The sequence below is a fragment of the Butyricimonas sp. Marseille-P2440 genome, assembly GCF_900091675.1.
Lineage (GTDB): Bacteria > Bacteroidota > Bacteroidia > Bacteroidales > Marinifilaceae > Butyricimonas > Butyricimonas synergistica.
The window spans coordinates 364,493-389,439 of the sequence record NZ_LT594608.1; the positions used below are offsets into that span (position 1 = coordinate 364,493).

The 24,947-nt window shown below is 46.8% G+C and carries 17 protein-coding genes; 8 read left to right on the forward strand and 9 right to left on the reverse strand.

Annotation, left to right across the window (positions count from 1 at the left end; genetic code table 11):
• Positions 1 to 17: 17 nt before the first annotated feature.
• Positions 18 to 3,299 carry a DUF6443 domain-containing protein gene (locus BN8899_RS05220; RefSeq protein WP_231932268.1) on the reverse strand — a complete coding sequence of 1,094 codons (3,282 nt, stop codon included), beginning with the start codon at positions 3,297 to 3,299 and terminating at the stop codon, positions 18 to 20.
• Positions 3,300 to 3,348: 49 nt separating this feature from the next.
• Complete coding sequence (locus BN8899_RS05225) at positions 3,349 to 7,398, reverse strand: hypothetical protein (RefSeq protein WP_148375282.1); 4,050 nt, start codon at positions 7,396 to 7,398, stop codon at positions 3,349 to 3,351.
• A gap of 832 nt (positions 7,399 to 8,230) precedes the next feature.
• Here BN8899_RS05225 and BN8899_RS05230 point away from each other — a divergent pair.
• The 3 genes from BN8899_RS05230 to folK all read left to right on the forward strand — a co-directional run bounded on the left by BN8899_RS05230 (position 8,231) and on the right by folK (position 11,782).
• A complete protein-coding gene (locus tag BN8899_RS05230) occupies positions 8,231 to 10,501 on the forward strand; it encodes an ATP-dependent helicase (protein ID WP_231932269.1) in 2,271 nt (756 codons plus the stop codon).
• Between the two features lie 146 nt (positions 10,502 to 10,647).
• Positions 10,648 to 11,274 (forward strand): DUF4290 domain-containing protein, encoded by a 627-nt coding sequence (locus BN8899_RS05235; protein ID WP_065218591.1) that lies wholly within the window; start codon positions 10,648 to 10,650, stop codon positions 11,272 to 11,274.
• Between the two features lie 28 nt (positions 11,275 to 11,302).
• Positions 11,303 to 11,782: a 2-amino-4-hydroxy-6-hydroxymethyldihydropteridine diphosphokinase gene (gene folK, locus BN8899_RS05240; protein ID WP_065218592.1), complete on the forward strand. Its 480-nt coding sequence runs from the start codon at positions 11,303 to 11,305 to the stop codon at positions 11,780 to 11,782.
• Positions 11,783 to 11,799: 17 nt separating this feature from the next.
• Here the strand turns inward: folK and murA are convergent, their stop codons facing one another.
• The gene (murA, locus tag BN8899_RS05245; protein WP_065218593.1) at positions 11,800 to 13,107 is read right to left on the reverse strand and encodes a UDP-N-acetylglucosamine 1-carboxyvinyltransferase; all 1,308 of its coding nucleotides are present in this window, start codon (positions 13,105 to 13,107) and stop codon (positions 11,800 to 11,802) included.
• 200 nt (positions 13,108 to 13,307) lie between these two features.
• Here murA and sppA point away from each other — a divergent pair, with 200 nt between their 5' ends.
• From sppA to BN8899_RS05260, 3 genes are all read left to right on the forward strand, one after another.
• Positions 13,308 to 15,113, forward strand: a complete 1,806-nt coding sequence (gene sppA / locus BN8899_RS05250) for a signal peptide peptidase SppA (RefSeq protein ID WP_018339570.1) — start codon at positions 13,308 to 13,310, stop codon at positions 15,111 to 15,113.
• Positions 15,114 to 15,179: 66 nt separating this feature from the next.
• The gene (gene lpxK / locus BN8899_RS05255) at positions 15,180 to 16,232 is read left to right on the forward strand and encodes a tetraacyldisaccharide 4'-kinase (RefSeq protein WP_065218594.1); all 1,053 of its coding nucleotides are present in this window, start codon (positions 15,180 to 15,182) and stop codon (positions 16,230 to 16,232) included.
• Positions 16,207 to 17,019, forward strand: coding sequence for a purine-nucleoside phosphorylase (locus BN8899_RS05260; RefSeq protein WP_065218595.1), 813 nt, complete (start codon positions 16,207 to 16,209; stop codon positions 17,017 to 17,019). Before lpxK ends, BN8899_RS05260 begins: the two co-directional genes overlap by 26 nt.
• Here the strand turns inward: BN8899_RS05260 and BN8899_RS05265 are convergent.
• Genes BN8899_RS05265 through pgeF form a run of 4 tightly spaced genes read right to left on the reverse strand, consistent with a single transcriptional unit; the run spans position 17,014 to position 19,405 of the window.
• Positions 17,014 to 17,511 carry a 3'-5' exonuclease gene (locus BN8899_RS05265; RefSeq protein WP_065218596.1) on the reverse strand — a complete coding sequence of 166 codons (498 nt, stop codon included), beginning with the start codon at positions 17,509 to 17,511 and terminating at the stop codon, positions 17,014 to 17,016. The genes BN8899_RS05260 and BN8899_RS05265 overlap by 6 nt on opposite strands.
• Complete coding sequence (locus BN8899_RS05270) at positions 17,512 to 18,210, reverse strand: LrgB family protein (RefSeq protein WP_018339566.1); 699 nt, start codon at positions 18,208 to 18,210, stop codon at positions 17,512 to 17,514. It lies immediately after the preceding gene.
• A gap of 21 nt (positions 18,211 to 18,231) precedes the next feature.
• Positions 18,232 to 18,585: a CidA/LrgA family protein gene (locus BN8899_RS05275; protein ID WP_065218597.1), complete on the reverse strand. Its 354-nt coding sequence runs from the start codon at positions 18,583 to 18,585 to the stop codon at positions 18,232 to 18,234.
• A 4-nt stretch (positions 18,586 to 18,589) separates the two neighbouring features.
• Positions 18,590 to 19,405 carry a peptidoglycan editing factor PgeF gene (pgeF, locus tag BN8899_RS05280; RefSeq protein WP_065218598.1) on the reverse strand — a complete coding sequence of 272 codons (816 nt, stop codon included), beginning with the start codon at positions 19,403 to 19,405 and terminating at the stop codon, positions 18,590 to 18,592.
• Positions 19,406 to 19,568: 163 nt separating this feature from the next.
• On the opposite strand from pgeF, the gene BN8899_RS05285 reads away from it, so the two are divergent.
• Both BN8899_RS05285 and BN8899_RS05290 read left to right on the forward strand, forming a co-directional pair.
• The gene (locus BN8899_RS05285) at positions 19,569 to 20,324 is read left to right on the forward strand and encodes a Fic family protein (RefSeq protein WP_065218599.1); all 756 of its coding nucleotides are present in this window, start codon (positions 19,569 to 19,571) and stop codon (positions 20,322 to 20,324) included.
• A gap of 218 nt (positions 20,325 to 20,542) precedes the next feature.
• On the forward strand, positions 20,543 to 20,806 hold the full coding sequence (locus BN8899_RS05290; RefSeq protein WP_026207888.1) for a type B 50S ribosomal protein L31: 264 nt from the start codon (positions 20,543 to 20,545) through the stop codon (positions 20,804 to 20,806).
• 73 nt (positions 20,807 to 20,879) lie between these two features.
• Here BN8899_RS05290 and BN8899_RS05295 read toward each other — a convergent pair whose 3' ends face one another.
• Both BN8899_RS05295 and BN8899_RS05300 read right to left on the reverse strand, forming a co-directional pair.
• Positions 20,880 to 23,663 carry a M16 family metallopeptidase gene (locus tag BN8899_RS05295; RefSeq protein ID WP_065218600.1) on the reverse strand — a complete coding sequence of 928 codons (2,784 nt, stop codon included), beginning with the start codon at positions 23,661 to 23,663 and terminating at the stop codon, positions 20,880 to 20,882.
• Positions 23,660 to 24,940: a thioredoxin family protein gene (locus BN8899_RS05300; protein ID WP_231932270.1), complete on the reverse strand. Its 1,281-nt coding sequence runs from the start codon at positions 24,938 to 24,940 to the stop codon at positions 23,660 to 23,662. Before BN8899_RS05300 ends, BN8899_RS05295 begins: the two co-directional genes overlap by 4 nt.
• Positions 24,941 to 24,947 lie beyond the last annotated feature (7 nt).

Genomic DNA, 24,947 nt, shown 5'->3' on the forward strand with positions numbered 1-24,947 from the left:
TCACTCTAATTTTATTATTAAAAATCCCATTTCGTTTTATGATGCCCACTTCCATTTACATGAATGTGACTCACATTAGGACCCTTCTTTCCCTTGGGAGTTGCCGCATCTATTCTCAATTTTTCATGAAATACTCCATCTTTAATTATTCCATAACTTCCTTTTCTATAAGGATTTTGCACATAATGTTTTGGTATATTAGCTCCTTTAGGTAACACAACTCCATTCTCTGTCACAACAAATACCACTTCAGATCTCATGCGAGCTGTTGTATTCAAGCCAACAATTGTCGCCTTTGCACCCACTAACAATAATTCCGGGTTAGTCCATTGACTTGTTGCCTCGCTAAAGGACATCCTTATAGCATTCCAAAAAGTTGGCTTCAATAAAAAACGAGCGGCATTATTTCGAGCCCACTTGCTATTAAATTGGTCCAAGACTCGAAGAGCTTCTTCGGAAAATTGGAAACCTGCTAAACCTAACTCGTCCTTCCAGTATTGATTCCATGTCGGGTTATTCAAGTATCCACAACTATTATACCACTTCACTTCTTTATCAAACTCTTGGCGACGATTATTAGGAACCATAACAACATCATCACTGCCGTCATTCGTTTGCAAAATCACATTGTAATTTTCATCCACGTAATGAGTCATCAAAGCCCCGTTAGGATCAATAAATATCATGGGGTTTCCCGAACAATAATTATAAGGAGATAATGAAACAATATTCTCTTGAAAAGGATCTCCCACAAACCATATCCCTAACTCGCTATCGTACATCCTCGCCCCGTAATCAAGGTACCCCAAGCCTCCCGTCACCTGCTCCTCCTTACCGTTGTACTTGAAACGGTTCACAGCCTGTTGAGGGTAATCTGCCCTCGCGTGCCTTGCCCCGAAAGGGTAGTAATCATTCCGCTCTTTCACCACCCCGCTACCGTCAACGATCACCCGAACACTACCCAGGTGATCCGTCAGGAAGTAATTCACCTCTTGACCGCCCGTGCCCGTCAAGATCACGCCATCACCGAAACTCGCCGACTCCAGTTGCAAACCGCCACTGCCACTCTTGTATGTCAAAGAACCCAAGTAGTCAAAACCATTGCTTCCCGCGTCACGTACCCTCAACTTCGTACCGTCGGCGAGGTAACCGTATCTCGCCTTCACCGTACTGCCGGTCTTGACTTCACTCAACAAATTTAAAACATTATACGACAAATTCAAAGCACGGCGGCTATCATTTACCAGGTTACCGTTCTTGTCATAGACGTAACTCCCGGCAGCGGCACTCCCCCGCACGTAAACATCCCCGGCGGGAGTCCCGGTAACGTTCTCCGTCAAACCCGTCAATTGATTCCCCGTGTAACTGTAAACCAGGTTATCCACCGTGGTCCCGTTAGCCGTACGCTGCAACGTCTTGATGTTCCCGTTACGGTCATAAGTGATCCCCTTTTCCAGGTAACTGCCCGACAGCGCCGACCACGTCGTCCCGCTCTTCTGCTTCTGCACCGTGCCCGTCAACCGGTTCACGCCGTCATATGCGAAACCGTACATCAAGGCGGCACCCGTCCCGTGCTGCCACTCCCACTCGCTGATGTTACCGTTCCAGCAAGCGTCCGCGCCTCCCGACGGGTTCTCGTATCGCAACCTCATCTTGAAAGGCACGCTCTCCTTCCCCGTCAACCACCCCCGGGTGTTGTAAGCCAGCGTTTCCTCCACCCTCCCGTGTTTCTTTTTCACCAGCCGACCCACAGCGTCGTACGTGTAGCTCGTTGTCGCCGGGCTCCCGTTGTTCAACTTCACCGTCGAGGACAACAACCGACCACGGTCGTCATACGTGTTCTCGCTCTCCAGCACGTCAGTCCGCCCCCCGACAACATGGCTCTCCCGCTGCTTCACCACGTTACCCGTGAAATCGTACTTCATGTCCACCCGGCTCAGACCTCCCTCCAGGTTATCACTCACCGTCTGGATTACACGGCAACGGTCATCGTAATACGTCGTCACCGTCAACCATTTCACCGGGGTAACTCCCAACACCCTCGTCCTCACGCTCGTCACCAGCCCGGTCACCCGGTCGTGATAACCGGAAGCGTACCCGTCTGTCGCCTCGAAGGGAAGGACGGGCACATCCGCCGTACCCGTGTAACTGTCGTACAGCGTGTGTTGCAAGGGAACTCGGCTCCCCGTCGGGAGGTAATTATCACTCGCCGTCGCCGACCCCTGTAAGGCGGCATGGCTCTTCACCGTTCCCGTTATCACGACCTCACCCGTTTCCACCACGCGATTCTGACCGTCATAAAGGAAATAACTCCACTTGTCGGCATTCTCTACACACTGCTTCCCATCCTGGCTCAGCACCAGCCGGTCACGCCGGTCATAAACCAGGTACACCGGGGCACATCCCGGCAAACGCTTTTCAACCAGACGACCGTAACGGTCATAGTGATAACGGTAAGCAAGACGCTCGAGGACACTCTCGTTTATCGTGTTGCCCAGTAAAGCGCTCGCCTCCGGCGACAACACGTACCTCAATCTTCCATAATCATCGTACACGCTATATGTTTCCAAACGTTCATCAACATTCACGTTGACAGACAAAACGGTCCTACCGTCATTGTCCATGAATGTCTCGTTTTGAGTCCCGTCCTCGTCCTTGACTATAACTTTCTGTAAACTCCCGCCCCGGTAATACCCGTCGAGCGTGAGCGCCCCATCCCTGGTCACCCGGTACAGGCGCACCTCGTTCGCCTCGTTCAGGTGATAGCTCGTCGTCACCCCCTTGCCCGACTCGTGCCAGCTCTTCCCCGGTCCCGTCCGCTTCACAATCCTATCGAGAGGGCTATTGTCATATTCCGACAACGTGAAAGCGAACGGGGCATCCGAACTCCCGTGAACCAACCAGTTCGAGGGAAGTAAAGAATTATTGTCAAAAGCCCCGTTATTCCCCACCTTCGCGTAGGGAAGGTATTCTTTCTCCACTCTGCCGTGAACACCGTAAACATACGGAATGATGAGATCACCGCTTCCCCCGGGAGAACCGTTAACCTGAATTGCTTGCAACTTCCGCCCGAAACCATCAAGGTATGTCACGTTACTCACAAAACGATCTCCGGATTCGTCCAAAAATATTTTTTCTACCACGTGATTCATTGTCGGCGTGTACGCCGGCAATGAATTTGACATTCGCCGCGGAACACTATCGCGCGCGTCCACTCTTTCGCCGGCAAAGACACGAGAAATTCCCGTCACGACAACCGCCAGCCCCAGCCAACATACCATTAATACAACCCGTTTCATCTTTTTTTCCTTTTAAAATTTTCACTCGCGTACCTGTACTTTCACGAGATTACCTTGATGACTCGTGATAATTATTTTCCGTCACGACACGTCCTTGAGCATCAAAAATTCTCACGACCCGCCCGACCCCGTCATATTCAAACCGCTTCAACTGCAATTGATGATCCAATTCGCAAAATACCCAACCTCGCCAATCCCTGCAGAGAGCTTTAAATTCAACCCCGACCGGTGCCAGCACTCCCAACACCGCTCCCCGAACCCTTTTTCCCGCCTCCCCGACACGAGAAGGAAGCTGCACCTCCAATCGTTCGATATTATCCTTGTCAACGACACCCGTCAAATCTATGTCAAGCGATCGCGCTTGCCAAATGGCCGTATCAACCGGAATTTCCGTTGTAAAATCCCGCGAATTGCCTCCCTTGTAAACAACCCTATAATTGATATTTTCCGTGAAATTATTTTTTCCCCTAATAACTAAAGCCAAAATGTAATAAAGATTCTTCCCTACATCAACAATCAATTTATCCGGCAAATCCACCCCTGTCAACTCCCGGTTAAGCGTAACTCCGCGTAATTGATACACGTCTTCCGTGAAATAAAACACATTATACAAAACAATGTAAACGCAAGTCTCAAATAAATTCCGTATACGGGCAGACACGTCTGGCGTATTTGCAAGAAATGCCCGACAAGAGTGCTCGTAAACCGTTGGCGACAAACAACCCAAAAGAACATTTCTTAATGAATCCAGATTCCTGTAAGGTTCTTTAGCGTAAAACCTCTTGGCATACTCCCGAATAGGAAAAAACATATAATAATAAAAAAGCTCTCTAACATCCGGGGGCGTTGTCTGAAGACTGGCAAGCGTATCACACATGGAAATAAAATCTTTAAAAAAAAGATCACTATTACCATACTTGCTCACGAGATAAAACTCGGGAACATAACCATCGTCAATCGCCTGCACCTGTGCTTCCGTTAACCGCAATGCTCTAAAACGGTCCATCGCAGCAATTTCCGCGTACCGGACATTACGGGCATACAATAATTCCCTCCCTGTTATCGGATCGTGGCGAACCACGGAACTCGCGCTTTTACTTGTAGTTTGCACCACATGAAAAAAATCCCCTTCGCAGGCATGTGAAAATTTTGTAGATTCATACTGCTCCCGTGGACATGAATAAACCTTATTCAAAGTAGCGACGGACGGCAAAGCGGTTTCCACGGGCGACTCCAACTGCAATACATGATTCTCGTTCGGCAAATAGCTCTTTTTCCCGTTCATAGTATCCGCCACGTACCTAAATACCCGTTCCGAAACAAGTGATGTAACATTATTTCTCGTAATATAAAGTTGTTCCGATACCGGAAAATCAATCATGTTCAATGCAACCATATCCACGCACTCCGGCATATCCGACACATTTACCGCATCCGGAATCCTACGTGTAAACAAATGATACACATCCCCGTTACTTTGCTGCCTGACAGTCAAAACCGGATTCACATGATTCTGTCCATAAAAATAATTAACCTTATTCAAAATGCAAGAAGATACAGGATTCATGAACAAATCCTCGTACTTCGGCCCTTCTTGTTGAACACTCCCCGACAAATCAAATATATATTCCTGTTTCTCCCGCAAAACAGTTTTTCCACCATAATATAGCGTGTAGCGTTGATCCGGTACATTTACATCCACCCGGGGCGAAATATTCGGCAAATACAAATCATAATACGGACTTATTGTCCGTACGGGACTTTTACACACGACAAAATCCCTCTGTCCCTTATAATATTTCTCGACTTCATTCCGGTCCATGTAAAAACCGAACGGTTTCAACTGCCTCTTCTTTCCGGCAAAAGGAAATGGGACAGAACTTGCATTAACAAATTCCGGGGATGTATAATAATTACAATCGGGGGGCAAAGAAGCGTGATAATAATTCTTTTCCATACGCACCATCCGCCCGTCCTTATCGTAATCAACACACCCCAAGGGCAATCCGCAAGCCCAGTAACCATATCCCCCGGAAAAACGATTTTTATAAACAACATTCCACGGCACGTGATAATAATAAGCCGTCTTACCCTGTCCGACCCTTTCCTCCACCACGTAAGTATACATTACCCCGTTATTTCCCGTGTTTAACACGGCAGCCCCGTTTAGTTGTAAATCACTAAATTTCACGTAATCGACCACACTAGAACCACGATACCTCAATTCTCTACTCGCAAAAGCACCATCCAACACGAATACTCCCGAACTATATCCCGCTTCCGTGTTATAACAGTAACGGATAGTATCCGCATGGCCAAATCCATCACGCGAAATCAGATTCTTTACTCTTATTCCCCCGTAAGGATAAGAAACAAGAGACTGACTAAATCCCCTTTCTCCGTAATCCAAACCACCCCCGTAAGACACAAAATTCGGCTCGTAATCAATTTGAATTTCACTCCCGAGAGAGGTTCGTATCATCTTCAGACTATTACACTTGGCGTTTATCCCGAAAACAAAAGCCGAATCAACCCTTATTCGAGAATCAATAAATCGATAAGTAGTATACCCTTCCCCGCCTGAACCCGCATTATCACTGTAATATCCCCACAGATCAGCTTTATAACTTGAAAAATTCCCGCTATAATAGGAAAAATATTGTTCTTGCCTATTCTCTCCCAAATTATCTTCAAAACAAACCTTTGTCAACCTTCCTCCTTCCTGTGTCAACATGACCTGTCCTATCAAATCATGCAAAGAAGAATACAACTTCAATGAATTCAACGTATTTCCGTTATCATATTCCAGAACCAGTTCCTGGTCCCCGCAGGTAACTTTCGTGAGTAGCGCGGAACTCACCTGATATTGTTGCCCCGTACTTGTTTCTTGCTCATATTTCTCTTCTGCTGTCAAATAAGCTTCTATATAAATAGACTTTATACTTTCCAATGTTCTGGCCAAAGCAGCAAGAATATGACCGTTACCCGCGGGTGACATTTTCGACAAACTTTGCAAAAAATTAATACAATTGTCCAACTCAGAAATAGCCCCAAAAGAACTTTCGGATAAAGAGGATAAATCCGCTACCATCCCCATACATTTATGGTACATTAAAAACAATTTCTCTTGATACATCAATACATTATAATTTGAAACGCATTGAGTTAAGTATTCCAAGCGTTCTATTTTCCCTAACATCTCCCGTATAGCGTAGAAATCATACTTCGCAGCCATCGCGTGTTGTTCCGCCAAAGAATACAATTGAGCCAATTGGGTCTTGTAAGGTTTTAAACTAAACGTGTATTCTTTCACGGGCCTCCCATATCGATACATCATTTTCGAGGTAAAAAAATAATTCGTGGTAATATTTTTCGAGTACGTGAAACAAATTTCCCGTCCCGATGGTATGATAATCTTGGTAAGATACCAAGCCGAAATATAACCGATGTTCTTCACGCTATTAAATGTCACCCCTTCTTCCAACTTTACATTACTTGTTACTTCTCGATTCCCGAACTCGTATACAACCCCGTCTTCATCTGTCAAACACCAAGTCCGACCATTAGCCCTATGAACATACTCTATCTTAATACCGGTTTTTTCTAAAGGCACTGCCCGGACTTCATTAAACTCACCCGAGGCTTCAAGTATAAACGATATTTGTTTGCCGTTAAAAACAGCCGTGAATATATCCGATTCCCCGTCAATCTCGTGTTTATTCACCAATTTACAAAGTGAATCCGTATATACATCGTAATTATGAAAAGCATGCCCGTTACTCTCCTCGTCCGGCAGTCCTCCTCGCAAAGTGCGTGTCACCACACCACCACAAATCAACTGCCAATTATACCCGCATATACCGGGTTTATCCTGAACTTTTACTCCTTTGCCCGTGTAAGAAAGAAAAACAGATAATCTATAACTCCCCGATGACAACTCGAACAAAGGTATTTTATAACTAAACAAGCCCAAACAATAATCGACCGAGGTATTTTTTAAGTTCATAAAACCTTGAGCCTGCTCGCTTGGTTTTATCTCTTGCGACCAAGTTATACAAAAAATAACCAGACCACTCCAAGTTAAAAGAATTCTCTTCATAAATTCATTATTAAGGGATTTGTAAATAGTAAAAAACGGACTTCATGACATGAAATCAGCACACCTGATTCACAGCATTCCCATGCCAGATACTAGCACAAGACTAAAAGACGTTGATTTTTCCACGAGAAATTGAATGCCGTATTTTCAATAACTTGCATCCTTATTTTGGAAAGTAAATATGAGCCACCCATGATAATGAAATTTAAATTATAAACGCCCCTTATCACTCAATCGCAATATGACTTATCCCAACATACTTCTCAAAGGTATAAAATAAAATCATTTTTACAAAATATTACAACAATAAATTCTATCATTAGATAGACATTTTAAACAAACATACCATAGAAAGAAAGAGCCGATACCACAAAACGACACACGAAAACTAGCGGAACCGTGGCTTGCCACATCAATTTCATGCAAGCAACCCGGCAAACACCCCTAAAGCGAGGGATATCTTCCCCCGTTAGGCGGGTTTTGGCAGGGTTTTGGGCGGGTTTTAGGCGGGATCACCTACACTTCGCCTACAGTTAGCCCACTCTTCGCCCACGTTTTAGTGAAAAATATGCTTTTTTAACTTGGACGAAAAATCCTCGTTCCGTTGCAATACACGACCAAAATTTCAGCAAATTTTATCCCATACAGGAGCTTAATCCCAGCATAACCGTTACACGTCCCGCTCTCAATCCCAAGAGAGCGAGATAAATATTCCCCGCACAAATGTCCCACGAGAAAAAGGTCGCAAATTTTCACGCGATACACCTGCCGATATAGAAATGATTTTATATTTTTGCACGAGTAATTCAAGATTCCAGAAAACGCAAAAATCGTGGACTTTATTAACGAACTGAACGAGAACCAGAGAGAAGCCGTGGTGAACACGGAAGGACCCACGCTTGTGATTGCCGGCGCGGGGTCGGGCAAAACGAGGGTATTGACGTACCGTATCGCCAACTTGTTGAGCAAGGGAGTACCCGCCTACCGTATTTTAGCACTTACTTTCACGAACAAAGCGGCACGCGAGATGCAGAAACGTATTGCCGCGCTCGTGGGGCAGAGCAACGCGGCAAACTTGTGGATGGGCACGTTCCACTCCATTTTCTCGAAAATACTGCGAGTGGAAGCCGAACATCTCGGGTACACGTCCAATTTCACGATATACGACTCGCAGGATTCCAAGAACCTGATCAAATCCATCGTCAAAGACTTGCGGCTGGACGACAAGGTGTACAAGCCGAACGATGTCCTGGGGCGTATTTCCATGGCAAAAAACAACCTCGTGGTGGCACAGGCTTACGCCCAATCGGCAAAGATCGTGGCGGCTGACCAAGCGGCGAAAAAGCCGATGATCTCCGAAATATACAAGTATTACCAGATACGATGCCGCCAAAGTGACGTCATGGACTTCGACGATTTGCTGCTGCAAACCAACATCTTGTTCCGCGACTTCCCGGAAATACTGGAAAAGTACCAGAAGAAATTCGATTATATCCTCGTGGACGAGTACCAGGACACGAATTACTCGCAATACCTTATTATCAAGAAACTGGCGGAACAACACAAGAATATATGTGTGGTCGGCGACGATGCCCAGAGTATCTACTCTTTCCGGGGTGCCCGTATCGAGAATATTCTGAACTTCCGAAACGACTACCCGGGATACAAACTCTGCAAGCTGGAGCAGAATTACCGTTCCACCACCACTATCGTGGACGCGGCGAACAGTATCATCAGCCGCAACAAGGAGCAGATACCCAAAAAGACGTTCTCCGAGAACGAGGAAGGCGACAAAATACGGGTGATGAAGTCGCTGTCGGACAAAGAAGAAGGCTTCCAAGTCGCCCAAGAGATATTCCGCATATCCCAGAACGAACAAGCCGAATTCAACGACTTCGCCATACTCTACCGGACGAATGCCCAGTCGCGTATCATGGAGGAAGCGTTGCGCAAAAGAAATATACCTTATAAAATATACGGGGGCTTGTCTTTCTACCAGCGGAAAGAAATCAAGGATTTGCTGGCATACCTTCGCCTGACGGTCAACCAAAATGACGAGGAAGCCTTGAAACGAATCATCAATTATCCCAAGAGAGGCATCGGCGACACGACCGTGGACAAACTCAAGGAGGTCGCCCAAAAATACAACGCGAGCATTTGGACGGTGCTCTGCAACCTGAATAAAGTGCCCGGCGCGGTTTCTGCCGCGACAGCTGCCAAACTGACGAACTTCAGACAATTGATAGAGGGATTCACGGAACTGGCAAAAGAGGAAAACGCTTACGAAACGACTTATCGTATCGCCAAGGCATCCGGGATCATCGAAGACCTGTCCGCGGACGATACCCCGGAAGGTGTATCCCGGAAAGAAAATATACAAGAGTTATTGAACGCCGTCAAGGATTTCTGTGAAACGGCTTACAACGAGGCCCGGGAAGATAAACTCCCGGCATTCCTGGAAGGAGTGGCATTGCTGACCGATCAGGACAGCGAGAAGCCGGAAGACAACAATAAGGTGACCTTGATGACCATCCACTCGGCAAAGGGGCTGGAATTCGAGAATGTCTTTATCGTGGGTATGGAAGAAGACCTTTTCCCCGCGCAGCAAAGCGCTTATACCCCGGCAGCATTGGAAGAAGAAAGACGCCTGTTCTACGTGGCACTGACACGCGCCGAGAAAAGGGTCATCATGACTTATTCCTCTTCCCGTTACAAGAACGGTAACGTGGTTTATCCCCAACCGTCACGATTTATAGCGGAAATCAACCCCGTGTACCTGGAAGGTTTCTTCACCCCGACCCGGTCATCCGCAGACCGGAAACTGAACGTCCCGGGACGCATGGAAAGGATGGCAAAACCCACGTTAGCACCCCAACCGCGGGTAGACATCCCGGAAATGGATACTTCCAAACTACAACCAATCAGCGGCAACAGCGTCATTCCCGGCATGGTCATTTACCACCCGAGTTTCGGGGCAGGGAAGGTCATCGCGCTTGATGGGCTAGGGGTAAACAAGAAAGCTAAAGTGCTATTTTCCAAGCACGGTCAAAAAGTATTATTGTTAAAGTTTGCAAAACTATACGTGCAAGGGGATACAAATTAACGACTTATAAATAAAAAATATTATATTTGCAGCATATTCTAAATTCTATAATAAATACAGCGAGGGACAGTGATTCCGGTATAGCGAAATTATTTTTCCGGCGTTTCCCTATAAATAAATAATTTAAAGACAAAACTTATCCTGTAATGGACTATAATAGCCAAAGAAAAAAACTGATTCTTCCGGAATATGGAAGAAATATACAGATCATGATCGATCACCTGGCAACAATAACAGACAGAGACGAACGTACACGTGCCGCCAGGACAATCATCAGCGTGATGGGTAACCTTTATCCCCACCTTCGGGACGTGCCGGATTTCAGGCACAAACTATGGGATCACTTGATGATCATGTCGAATTTCACTCTCGACATTGATGCCCCCTACCCCCTTCCCGATAAAGCGATCTTGGAAGAGAAGCCCGAAAAGTTACCGTATAACAACCACCGCATCAAGTACAGACACTACGGGTTGTTGACCGAAAGATTGATCGAAAAGATCAAGGAAACCGAAGACCCGGAGATCAAGAGAGTCCTTACCGTACTGACGGCAAACCACATGAAAAAATCATTCCTTACCTGGAACAAAGACTCCGTGGAAGACGAACAAATATACGATGACATCAACACGTTGTACGGGGGCAATATCGAAATGCCGGAAGGTATGATGTTGTCACATTCCAAAGACTTGTTACAGAAGACAAATAAAAAGCCTTCGAACAATAATAACAGGCAACAAAAAAACAGAAAGCATACTTTCAAGAAACACTAAATCTGAACCAAAAATCTAAAATTGGCAGATGCTGGTAACTCTCATTTTCGGTGGAAATCAAGGAGATCGCAAAGCTCTCCTTGACGAAGCGATAAAAGAAATGTCGACCATAGGGAAGATCGAAATCCGTTCTTCCCTTTACGAAACCGCCCCGTGGGGATTTGAATCCGAGAATCCCTTTTACAACCAAATCGTGGTTTACAACACGGAACTAACCCCGGAAGAAGTTTTAGACAAGTGCCAGGCAACAGAAAAACAGCTGGGTCGTATACGCACGGGAATACAATTCACTTCCCGTACCATGGATATTGATATTCTGTTCTGCGATTCCCAAATCATCAATACCCCTCGCCTGACAGTTCCTCATCCCAGAATGGCGCAACGCAACTTTGTCTTGTGTCCGCTGAATGAAATCATGCCCGACTTCATCCATCCCATTCTTGGCAAAAAAATATCCGAACTCCTGCTGGAAAGTCCGGATACTTTGAAAACCGAAATCATTGGGTGATTCGTTGAATCACCCAATCACTCCGTTCTCCTGATCTCCGCCCCGATGGCGTTCAACTTCTCGTCGATATGCTCGTATCCCCGGTCGATCTGGTCGATATTGTCGATCACGCTGGTTCCCGAGGCAGACAAGGCGGCGATCAACAAAGCGATTCCGGCACGAATATCGGGGGAAGTCATCTTCGTGGCTCGCAATTGCGATTCATGATTCTGCCCGATCACCGTCGCCCGGTGCGGATCGCAAAGGATGATCTTCGCCCCCATGTCAATCAGTTTATCCACGAAAAACAAACGGCTCTCGAACATCTTCTGGTGTACCAACACGCTACCCTTTGCCTGTGTCGCCACGACTAGAAAGACACTCAACAAGTCGGGCGTCAAGCCGGGCCACGGGGCATCGGCAACCGTGAGGATGGAGCCATCGATAAAATCCTCTATCATGTAATGCTCCTGCCGGGGAATATACAGGTCGTCATCCCGTTCCTCGATGCGAATACCCAGTTTACGAAAAACATTAGGGATTATCCCCAGTTGAGGAATAGCGCAACCCTTGATCGTGATTTCCGAGCGGGTTAAAGCGGCAAGCCCGATGTAACTGCCAATCTCGATCATGTCCGGCAAACAACGGTGGCAACAACCACCCAAACTCTCGACCCCCTCAATGGTCAACAGGTTGGAAGCGATACCCGAAATGTGCGCTCCCATGGCGTTCAGCATCTTGCAAAGTTGCTGCACATAAGGCTCGCAAGCCGCATTATATATAGTAGTAACCCCTTCTGCCAAAACAGCCGCCATGATAATATTAGCGGTTCCCGTCACAGAAGCCTCGTCCAACAGCATATAAGCGCCCTTCAGTTTTTGGGCGGACGCCTTGAAACACCCGTTGGTACCGTCGTACTCGAAAGTAGCACCCAATTTCTCGAATCCCAGGAAATGGGTATCCAAACGTCGCCGACCGATCTTATCCCCTCCCGGCTTCGGCACCAACCCGAAACCGTGAAGAGCCAGCAGGGGGCCGAGTATCATGATAGAACCGCGCAAGCTGGATGCCTTGTTATAAAATTCTTCCGTTTCCAGGTATTTCAAATCGACATGGCAGGCTTTGAACGAGAACTCGCCTTTTTGCCGCCGTTCGACCTGTACGCCCATACCTTTCAGCAACTCAATCAATTTGATCACGTCCAGGATCTCCGGAATATTACTGATGACCACTTCTTCCTTCGTCAACAAGCAAGCACATATCACCTGCAACGCTTCATTTTTCGCTCCCTGAGGGACCAGTTCGCCTTTTAACCGCTTCCCTCCTATAACTTCAAACTTACTCATTCCGTATCTATTTTGTTCCGACGTAAAACTATCAAAAATTAGAAGAGAAACAAAACAACACCAATTTTAAATTTGCATGACCAAAATTAATCCATACATTTGTAAAAATCATTTTCTATAAAAAAATGATTTGCGCGTACCCAAAATAAAAAGCTATCTCGTTTATTGTATAACAAATAATTAACGATTAAAACTACATTATGAAAAGCTTTCTAAAGTATTTATTAGCAACGATTGTCGGCGTCATTATCGTGAACACGTTCATGCTTGTCATTTGCATGGTCATGTTCATCAGTTCCATCAGCCTCATTAATTTCGCGGGCAACAAGAGTGTAACTCTCAAGGATAATTCTATTTTGAAACTCTCTTTCAGGGATCCGATCCCGGACAGGGCTTCCGATAATCTGTTACAGAACCTAAATATCATGACCTTCACCGTGAATAAACAGATGGGATTGAACAACATACTGAAATACATCGACCGAGCCGGCAAAGACGACCGCATCAAGGGTATTTACCTCGATCTGACGGAAATTCAATCGAACTTCGGGGCTCTCGCCACAATCGATGAGATACGAACTGCCCTATTGAAATTCAAGGAAAGCGGAAAATTCATATACAGCTACTCGAACATGGGATACGACCAGAAAAGCTATTATCTGGCAACGGTAGCCGACAGTATTTTCGTGAACCCGGAAACCCCGTTATTGCTCACGGGTATGTCTGCCAACATCTCTTTCTACAAAGACTTGTTGAAAAAGATCGGCGTACAACCGGAAGTGATCCGCGTGGGAAAATTCAAATCGGCAGTAGAACCTTACATACAGGATCACATGAGTGATGCCAACCGCGAGCAAGTGCAGACGTACCTCAATTCCCTATGGGGAAATATCATCAAAGGTATTTCCGAGAGGCGTGATATTTCGATAGAGAAGATTACCCGGCTGACCAACGATTTTCAGGTATATCCCACGGAAGAATTCGTGAAAGAAGGTTTCTTCGACGGGACACTTTATGAATACGAGATGCTCGGCAAACTGAATGCCGCTTGCGGAATTTCGGACTCTACCCAATTGTCTATGATTAGCTTGGATAAATACCAAAACGCAGCACTCCCGACCCTCAATCTTGCCTCTGACAAAATTGCCGTTATCTATGCGCAAGGGGAAATCGGTTTCCAACAATCACCGACAACGATCGGTCCGGAGCTGGCTCAAACCATCCGTAAAGCACGGGAAGACAAGAACATCAAGGCTATCGTCCTGCGAGTGAACTCCCCGGGAGGAAGTGCCTTGACATCCGATATTATCTGGAAAGAAGTTCAGCTTGCCGCTCAAACGAAACCATTGATTGCATCCATGGGGAACGTTGCCGCTTCCGGCGGGTATTACATTTCCTGTGCAGCCGATACCATCGTTGCCGACCCGACCACACTGACCGGTTCTATCGGGATTTTCGGGTTATTATTCAGCGGGGAGAAATTGATTAAAGATAAACTAGGCATCAACTCGGAAGTGGTTAAAACCAATGACCACAGTGATTTCGGCGGAGGTTACCCGCTCCCGATTCCGATCAGCGACAGACCGCTGACCGCTTACGAGAGAAACGTGATGCAAAATTACATCAACCGGGGTTACGACTCTTTCCTCGACCGGGTGAGCCAAGGTCGCCACATGACAAAAGAAGAAGTGAACGAGATCGCGCAAGGACGAGTTTGGACCGGAGAGGACGCCTTAACTATCGGGCTGGTTGACGTGCTGGGAGGGTTGGAAGATGCCATACAGATTGCCGCGGCAAAAGCCGGACTCACGGAATACCAGATCACGGAACTTCCGGCTGAACGCAACACGCTTGAAGACCTCTTGCTCAACCTCACGGAAACGGTAAAAGCCAAGATCATCAAGGCGGAATTAGGTGAATTCTACGATACATACCGTAGTCAGAAAGAATTATTAAAAATCAACGGGATGGTAGCCAGAATACCTTACGATCTCACGTTCAACTAAAGCGAATGTCGAACTCCCCGGGCAAATGCCGAAAGACCTTTGCCCGAGGAATAAACAATATACTGCATGGTGCTCAAATATCTTACTTTATGGCCATTAAGCGTCCTGTACGGACTGGGTGTCAGCGTCAGAAACAGGCTGTTCAACCTAGGCATACTGGAAACACACGAATTTGATATCCCCATCATCTGTGTAGGGAATATCACCGTGGGCGGTACGGGCAAGACTCCCCACACGGAAGCATTAATCAACGTGTTGAAAAACGATTACCGGGTAGCCTGCCTGAGCCGGGGCTACAAACGTAAAACTTCGGGATTCGTTCTGGCAACCGAACAATCCACAGCCAGCGAAATCGGGGACGAACCCATGCAGATAAAAAATAAATTCCCGGACATCACCGTGGCGGTCGACGCCAACCGGGTGAGGGGCATCAAGAAATTGATGCAATTGCCGGAGAAACCGGATGTTATCATCCTCGATGACGGATTCCAACACCGGTACGTGAAGGCGGATATTAACATCCTGCTGATCGATTACAACCGACCGATCTATGAAGACAGCCTTCTGCCTTTAGGCAGACTGCGCGAGAAACAGAGTGCCAAAGACCGGGCAAATTACGTGATTGTCACGAAATGCCCTGCCAATATATCTCCCATCGAGAAGCGGATCATATCGAAGCACTTGAACCTGATGGCTTACCAGCAACTTCTGTTTACCACGATGAAATACGGGAACATTACCCCGCTGGACACGAGCAGCCGTTGTTCCATTACCCCGGATTGTGCTATCTTGTGCGTGACGGGAATTGCCCAACCGGCACCTTATATCGAACACCTTGAAAAATTAACTAACCAAATACATCATGTTTCTTTCCCGGACCATCACAATTACCGAGAAACAGACATACAACAGATCACACAGGAATACAACAAGATCGGCAACCCGAACAAGTACATTTTCACCACGGAAAAAGATGCCGTTCGGTTAGCCCTATGCAACATTCCGGATGAAATCAGGCAACGGATATTCTACGTTCCTATCGAACCGGAATTCCTGACGTCACAAGACCAACTCATTAAAAATATATACAACTATGTTAGACAAGATAAAAGAAAGTAGCCAATACTTGGCGCCTTACATCAAAGGCGCACACACGATAGGGATTATCCTGGGCACCGGACTGGGAGAGCTCGGGAAATCCATCAAGATCGAACACGCCATCCCGTACATGGCTATTCCCCATTTCCCCGTATCCACGGTACAGGGACACCGGGGACAATTGCTGATCGGCACGTTCGGGGGCAAGAAAGTGATTGCCATGCAAGGACGCTTCCACTATTACGAGGGATATTCCATGCAGGAAGTGACTTTCCCCGTGAGAGTACTGCACGCCCTGGGTGTGAAGACCCTCTTCGTGTCCAACGCGGCAGGAGGGGTAAATACCGGCTATCTCGTGGGCGATCTCATGGTGATTCGCGACCACATCAACCTATTCCCGGAACACCCGCTCAGGGGAAAGAATATCGACGAACTGGGACCCCGTTTCCCGAGCATGGCAGAAGCGTATAGCCCCCGCCTGATAGCCCTCGCCGAGGAAGCCGGGAAAAAATTGGACATTAAACTTCAGAAAGGCGTTTATGCCGGGTTGCAAGGTCCTTCTTTCGAGACTCCGGCGGAATACCATTGGATCCGTGTTATCGGCGGGGATGCCGTGGGAATGTCTACCGTGCCGGAAATCATCGTGGCTCGCCACATGGGCATGGAATGCTTCGGAATGTCGGTCATCACGAACAGTACAGCCAGCCCGGAACTGCTCAACACGAATCACGCGGAAGTACAAGACGTGGGCAATCACGCCCAACCCCGCATGGGAGCTATCTTCAAAGAAATTATCAGCCGGTTATAACCGACCGAGTTCTATCATGATTTTTGCTGCACCACGGGCATCACTCAATGCCTCGTGGTGATTCAGTGCAATCCCGAAATGATCGCACAAGGTATTCAATTTATAATTAGGCAAACCCTTCACCAGCTTGCGGGAAAGCCGGCACGTGCAATAGGACGGGGGCATCGGGATATAAATATCCGCCCGTTCCAGGCAAGCCTTCAACACGCTCATGTCGAACCCCGCATTGTGAGCCACCAAAGCCTGCGTGTCGAAATAGCGCCCCATCACGCTCCACAAATCATAAAACGAAGGCGCCTCCTCTACCATCTTCGGGGTAATCCCGTGAATCTCGACGAATTTGCGGTAAAAATAAAACGGTTCCGGCTTTATCAGATGCGAGAATTCCTCCGCGATCTCTCCGCCACGCACGACGACAATCCCGATAGAACAAGCGCTTGTCGGGTAACGGTTAGCCGTTTCGAAATCTATAGCCGTAAAATCCTTTAACATCTAAAACAATGACATGATCCATTCAATAACCGGAACCAGTATCGCGGTAGTCACTCCCATCAACCCGATCGCCAACCCGCTGATGGCTCCTTCCAAAGCGCCCAATTCCATCGCCCGGGCAGTCCCCAACCCGTGGGCGGCAGCTCCCAGCGATAACCCGCGGGCTATCTTGCTATCGATATTCAACTTGTTCAACACGAACGGTCCTACAATACCCCCGAAAATACCGACCACGATGACAATCACTGCCGCGATTGCCGGTATTCCCCCGGCTTTTTCCGCGACATCCATAGCTATCGGGGTCGTAACAGACTTCGGTTCCAGGGTGGCTATCAGCACATGATCGGCTCCCATACAACGGGCAATGCCTATCACACTCACGATACCGACCAGACTACCTACAAAGATAGAAGTTAAAATGGAAACCGCGTTACTTTTCATGTATTCCACTTGTTCCCAAAGCACGAATCCCAAGGCAACAACGGACGGTCCTAGCAAGAAATTAATCATCCGGCTCCCCTGCTGGAACGTTTCATACCGTATCTCCAACACGCTCATCAATCCCAACAAAGCCGGAATCGAAACCAACAAAGGATGCAACAAGGCAATCTTTGTTTTCCGGTACAACCACAACGCCATCAAATATACCCCGCAAACCAAGGTGATAATAAATATCTCCGACGAAACTATTGACTGCATCTCTTTTGTAATTTAAAAATGTTACTTCACTCCCGAATGCCTGCGATTCTCCTGCCATTGCTGAAGTGTAGCCACCACGACCAACACCAGCAACGTCGTGACCGTCCCGACCACCAACACGATATCCCAATAGCGTGACAATACATCCATCGACGTGATAATCCCCACTCCCGCCGGAAGGAAAAAGAACGCCATATTGTTACACAGGAAGCGGGCAACAGGGCGCACCCTGTCCGGACTTACCCATCGCAAGGATAACGCCCCGAAAAGCAACATCATTCCCAACACGCTTCCCGGGACGAACCCGTTCAACAACCAAGCCATACACTCGCCCAGTAAATAAAAAGCCATAATGATAAAAATACCTCCTAACATCGTATCATTCTTTTAGCATGATTCCCGCTCCAAAACGTCCCGTATCCCCGTGATCCCCGCGGTAAGAAAAGAATCGATCATGATGGCATACCGTACAGACTCCGGCAACCTCAATCCGGGCAGGTAGTACACCCGCTTGTTCCAATTGCCGCTTGTTCGCCTCCCACAGATTAAAGTAATACTTGCCGGGATTCTCGGAGTTCGTGACGAGCCCCCGTATATCTCCCAATCCCTCACGGGCAGACTCGATGACTTCCTCGCCCACCTCGAAACAACAAGGTCCGATGGATGGACCAATACCCACGACAACATTCTCGGGTTGACAGTGAAATTCCTCCTCCATGCGTTGCACCGCCCGTGCTGCAATCCGCCCAACAGTTCCCCGCCACCCGGCATGAACCGCGGCAATCACCCGCTCCACGGGATCATAAAGCAATACCGGAACACAATCCGCAGCCAGGACCATTAAACAAATTCCCGAGTCCCGGGTAATCAGTCCATCCGTGGCGGGCAGGCGGCTCTCTTTTTCTTTTCCACCTTTTCCCCGCTTTGTCGTGTCGACCACCTCGATATGTGTCGTGTGCTTCTGTTCTCCAAAGGTGAAAGCATCAAGATTACACCCGACAGCATTAGCCAATAGCTCCCGGTTAACCAGTACATTTTCCATGCTGTCTTCATCCATGAATCCCAGATTCAACGAAAAGCGCCCCCCTGTACTCACCCCTCCTTCCCTACCGGAAACGAAGTGATTCAATTCCGGGAAACGACTCAATCCCGCGAAACGGTAAAACGGTACATACTCTCTCTCAACCCTAATCATAACTGTTCGTTTTTTCGAGGGGACAAAGATACAACATTCTCATAAAGGTTATACTCCCGATCCATAAACTTTAATTGTCAACAGATAGACTCATGTGACAAATAAATTTAAAAACCGAACCAACCCGACCAACTCCACGTACCAAAAGAAAAAAAGAACAATTATGTGGCAAGAATTATGTAGGACAAGAGAAGAGTATCTCGAAAGAGCCAAACTGGCAACCAAAGGCTATTCCCCGAGAAGAGTGGAAACCTTGCTTTACGAGATCGCCCGCCTCGACGGGCTGGATATAAAGAAACAAGATTTCTTCAATATTATAAACGACATCGAGATTTCCCCGAAGGTACCGCGGGAAACCGTACTCCGGGTAAAAGACCTGAGCAACGCTTTCCTCTACCTGATGAAATGCGCCCAACAACGCAAACGGCTCTCTTCCGATTTCATCCGCGAAGTCAGTGCAAAAGTAATGCACCACACCGGAAAAGAGGAAACCACGCCCGTCGGCAGGTATGACACGTCATTGGGTGATTTCCGCCTGGAGGAGGATTACTACGAGGAAGGCGTCACGGCAAACTATGAACAGATACCGGGCAAGCTGGACGCCCTATGCAAGGAAACAAATGAAAAACTAAATAACGTACACGACATACTAACCGTAAAACTGGGAGCCGACCTCCATTACTATTTTTCTCACATCAAGCCGTTCGGGGAAGGTAATATTACCGTTGCCCTGTTGCTCATGAATTACATCCAAATGATGTTTCATGAACCCTTGATTATCATCCCGGGGGAAGACAAAGCAAAGTACTTGTCCGCTTTGAAAATGCAAAAAGACAACCCGACTCCGGAAGTCTTCGAGCGCTTCGTGGGTGAAGAATTACTAAAAAACTTGAGGAAGGAAGTGGTTCCTCAAAAATGATATAATCCATTCCCCGACGCCGGAAGGTACGTGCTGACAAGCGTAAACCCCGGCGTCATTTATTTTTAAAACATACGCTCCACCTATCAAACAAAGGATATAAACGTTTTAATGCCCCCTTCTCGAAAAAAAGTCACTGAATTTCTTTGTGGTTTATAATGAATCGACTATCTTTGCTGCCCGTAAAAGTAGAAACAATTTTAAAAATTATATACGAGATGAAAAAGGGCATACATCCTGAAAATTACAGACTAGTAGCATTTAAAGATATGTCTAATGGAATGACTACTATCACCAAGTCTACCGCAGCAACAAAGGAGACTATTGAAATCGACGGAGTTGAGTATCCATTAATCAAGATGGAAATTTCTAACTCTTCCCACCCGTTCTACACCGGTAAGATCAAATTGATCGACACTGCAGGACGCGTTGACAAGTTCATGAACCGTTACAAAACGCACATGGAAAACAGAAAGAAATAATTTTTCTGATATTATACACAAAAAAACGTCCGAGAAAACTCGGACGTTTTTTGTATTCTATGCCCGATTCACACTATCGTGATTTCACGACAATATCAACACATTGCGCATCCGCGAAAAACTTACGGGCAAAAACCAACACATCTTTCGCCTTGATTTTATCAATCACATTCTCGAAAAACTCGGGAGCATCCAAACGTTTCCCCGTTCGTTGGTAAAACTGAATATTTTCCGTCCAGAAAGGAATACTTCCGAAATCCGGAACGGCATCCCGTTCCTTTTTCAACAACAAGATAAAATCCTCTACATCCTCATCAGAAATTCCCTCTCTCAAAAACTCCTCGATCAACTCGTGCACAATGGCTCGCATACGGGGACCTTTCTCCAGCGAACTCTCGAATTGCACATTAAACAGCTGCAACGGATCGGGATAATCACTCACATCCGTCCGCACGTGCACCCCGTAGGAACCGCCCTCCGTTTCCCGGATACGTTGCTGGAAAAGGAACTCGAAATGTTTCTGAAGGATCATCATGCAAAGTTTATCTACCGGTTTAACTTTCAAGGTATTCGAGAAAGCCATGTCTACCATGTATTTCTGCCCGGGAATATCCACGGCAATATCTTTTGTCACGTTCTCTTTCTTGTAATACTCGTATTTCACCGGTTGCTCCTTCTTCCCCCCAGCTGAAGCAAGAGAAGCGATATATTCGGCAACAAGTTCCCGTGCTGTTTCCCGCTCTAAATCCCCCACGATATAATAAGTGAAATCCGAGGCATTCTGGTAACGCTCCTTGAAAATACGCACCATCTTCTCGTAATTCATCGCCTCGTAATAAGAAGCCCCTTTCACCCACAAACGGGGAGATTCCACCACACGCAATTCCCTCAACACGTCGTTGATCGTATCATCCGTTGTCTTGCGGGAATGGGCTGACATCAACTTATTGACGTGAACGTACTTATCAAAAGCGACCTTATCAAAGCGAGGCTTCTCTATCACCAGATGCAAAAATTGGAAAGCAAATTCCGCATCTTTCGCCGTACTCGTACAATTCATACTCTCGGATGTTTCCTCCAGGAATATATCCAGATTAATGGAATGCGCTTGCGTGAGGGCATTCAACTCTTTCGTCCCATACTTGTATAAACCGCTCTTCAAGAACAAAGCCACCATGGCATCCGCCGACGGCAAATCCTCCGCAGGAATCAAAGAACGCCCACCTCGGCTACCAAGTAAAATGTTAAACATGCCCCTGTTATGGTCCGTGTACTTGTAATAAACTTTTGTCCCGTTACTCAAAGTCCACTCTTCCGCATCAATCGCTTTTAACGCCCTCTCTTTTACGATCTTACCTACCGGGACATCATAATCTATCAACCTCCCGTTCACCAACATCTCCTCTTGTCCTTCTTCCTTCTCAAACGTCAAATCACGCACCTTCCCGACCACCGTAGAAATTTGCTCTTCCTCGGGAAACGGGTAATCCGAACGATTCCCCTGCATGATAAAAATCCAATTCCGGTCATCATCAAACCAACGGTCAATCCATTTCCGGAACTCTTCCGCGGTCAGACCGGCAAGCAAGGTCTTCGTCGTATCTATATTTTGCGCGAACTCGCTGATCGGATAGCCGAGCAAGAAGTTGTTCTGATACATTTTCAAATACATATTATTCGGGAATTTATCTTGTTGCAACTTAAATTGTTCCAAGCGTTTAAGATAACCGGCAGCCAAAGCACGCAATTTCTCGTCCGTGATCACCGCACGATGCACACGCACCATTTGTTCCATCACTTGCTCCAGCGCCTCGAGTTCCATACCGGGCAAAGAAGATACGACAATATTTACCCCCTCGTAATCACGAACGATATCGAAGACACCGATACTCGCGTCAAGAAATGCCATCTCGTCGCTCTCCATGCACTCCGCCAAATGGTCACGCATGATCTTATTATACAACTCCCGTAACAAATCCTCCCGCAACATCTCCCGCAATGAATTTACCGGATTCTTTCGGAAACGTTTCATAAGCACCATCCCGTTCTTCGGCACATCCTTGTCTATCAATTTGTGATATTGAGGTTCCGGATGATCCGGAATATCATACACAAGACGAGGTTTCGGGTTATCCCGCCGGGGAATGGGAACAAATAAACGTTTCACCTCGGTTTCCACCTCATCCACGTTGATATCCCCGAGAATAATCACAGCCTGTTGGTCCGGGCGATAGAAATCCTTGTAATAACTCCTTAGCTGCTCGGCCGTGAAATTCCGCAATACGTCCTCGGTGCCGATCACGTCATGCGTGGCATACTTGCTTCCATTGTAAATAAAATAATTAGCCCGAGTTTGCAACCTGTTGGACAAATCCATTCCCGAACGGCGTTCTTCCAGTATCACCTGCCTCTCAATTTCCATCTCCTCGGGATATAACTTGAGGAAACCGGACCAATCCCTCAAAACCAGAATACAGGAATCGACCAGCAATTTCGAAACGGAAGGCACGTTATTTATATTATACACCGTTTCGTCATGCCCGGTATACGCGTTAAAATTACTCACCCCGTGCCGCTTCAAGAAAGCCGGAACCCCGTCAGGGAAATTCTCCGTGGCATGAAACGCCATGTGTTCAAGTACATGAGCCAACCCGTTTTGTTCATCCTCCTCCATCAAAGCTCCCACGTTTTGCACGAGATAAAAATCAGCATGCCCGGGCATACTTCCGGTACGGCGAATGTAATACGTCAACCCGTTTTCCAATCGACCATACCGAAAATTTACCGTATCCTCTCGCGCGAATATCGAGGGAACAAAAGACAAAGCAAGGAATATGAATGACAAAAATTTCCTCATAACTCTCTCAACTTCTCTTGTATCATATTCTGCAAATGCTTCATCAATTCCACATCTTCAATTCCGGAACTAACGACAAAAGCCTGATTCAAACTCTGTTTCGCTTTTTCCAAATTACCCGTGGCATAAAAACAATCCCCCAGCATATACAACAAACGAGTGCGCAACTGCGCTGCCATCTCGTGTTTCAAAGCCTTATCCAACCAAACGATAACTTTAGCATGTGTCCCTTCCGGCAAATTCCCGCGGTACACGGTATACAAATCCTCGATCGGCTGCGTGTAATCGTTTACCTCCAAAGCCTTCTCCGCTCCGGAAAAATAACGGTCCATCTTTCCAAAAAACGTATTTATATCTTTACGGTAAAGACTGTAATATCCGTCCGCCAGCAAGGATATCGCTTCATAAGCGGAAAGCGAGCCAAACGAAATATCACCGTACACAGGTTGCAGGTCACCCTTCACTCTCTCCAGATGTTTCTTGTAATCCTGTTTCCCGTTTTTACAGAAAGAAACAATGTAATTGTTGTAAAGTCCCAAGATGAAATCCTGAATTTTCTCCTTCCCCACTTTCTCGGCATACTCCGGATAATTTTTCACCAAGAAATCAAATATCCCGTCATTATCCTTGATTTCCGTGTGATACATGCTGATGATATAAAAATCCTCCGCGTTAATCATCTGATCCAATTTCTTGTTCTTCACGTACTCGGGGAAAAGCGACTCAATACGCACCATCCATTTATCCCGGTTATAGCCCGTTTGAGTAGTGATAAACTCGGGGGCCCGAAACAATAATTCCTGCTGCAACTCCGTGTTTTTCTTTTCCTTCTTGGACTTTTCATACAATTTCTCGAACGTCAACATATCACCCGTTACGATCTTCGCTTCGCGGAGCAACGCATTCGGAGTTTTCGCACCCGACACCAAACGTAACACCTCGCCTTTCACATTCACGAACAACATCGTGGGGAAAGCCTCCACCCCATATTTCTTCACGAGTTCCGCCTGTTCGGGAGCTTCCGCGTTCAACTTGCAACACACGAAATGTTTGTTAAAGTAATCACCCACTTCTGGCACGGTAAACACTTTTTGCGCCATTACCTTGCAAGGTCCGCACCATTCCGTGTAGAAATCGATAAACACATCCTTCTTTTCAGTCTTCGCCCGTTTCAAAGCCTCGTCAAAACTTCCTTGGAAGAAAGTAATTTGGGCAGACAAATTTCCAAGCACTCCCACAAAAAGGAGTGCTAATACATATTTCATCATTTTCATCATTACTCTA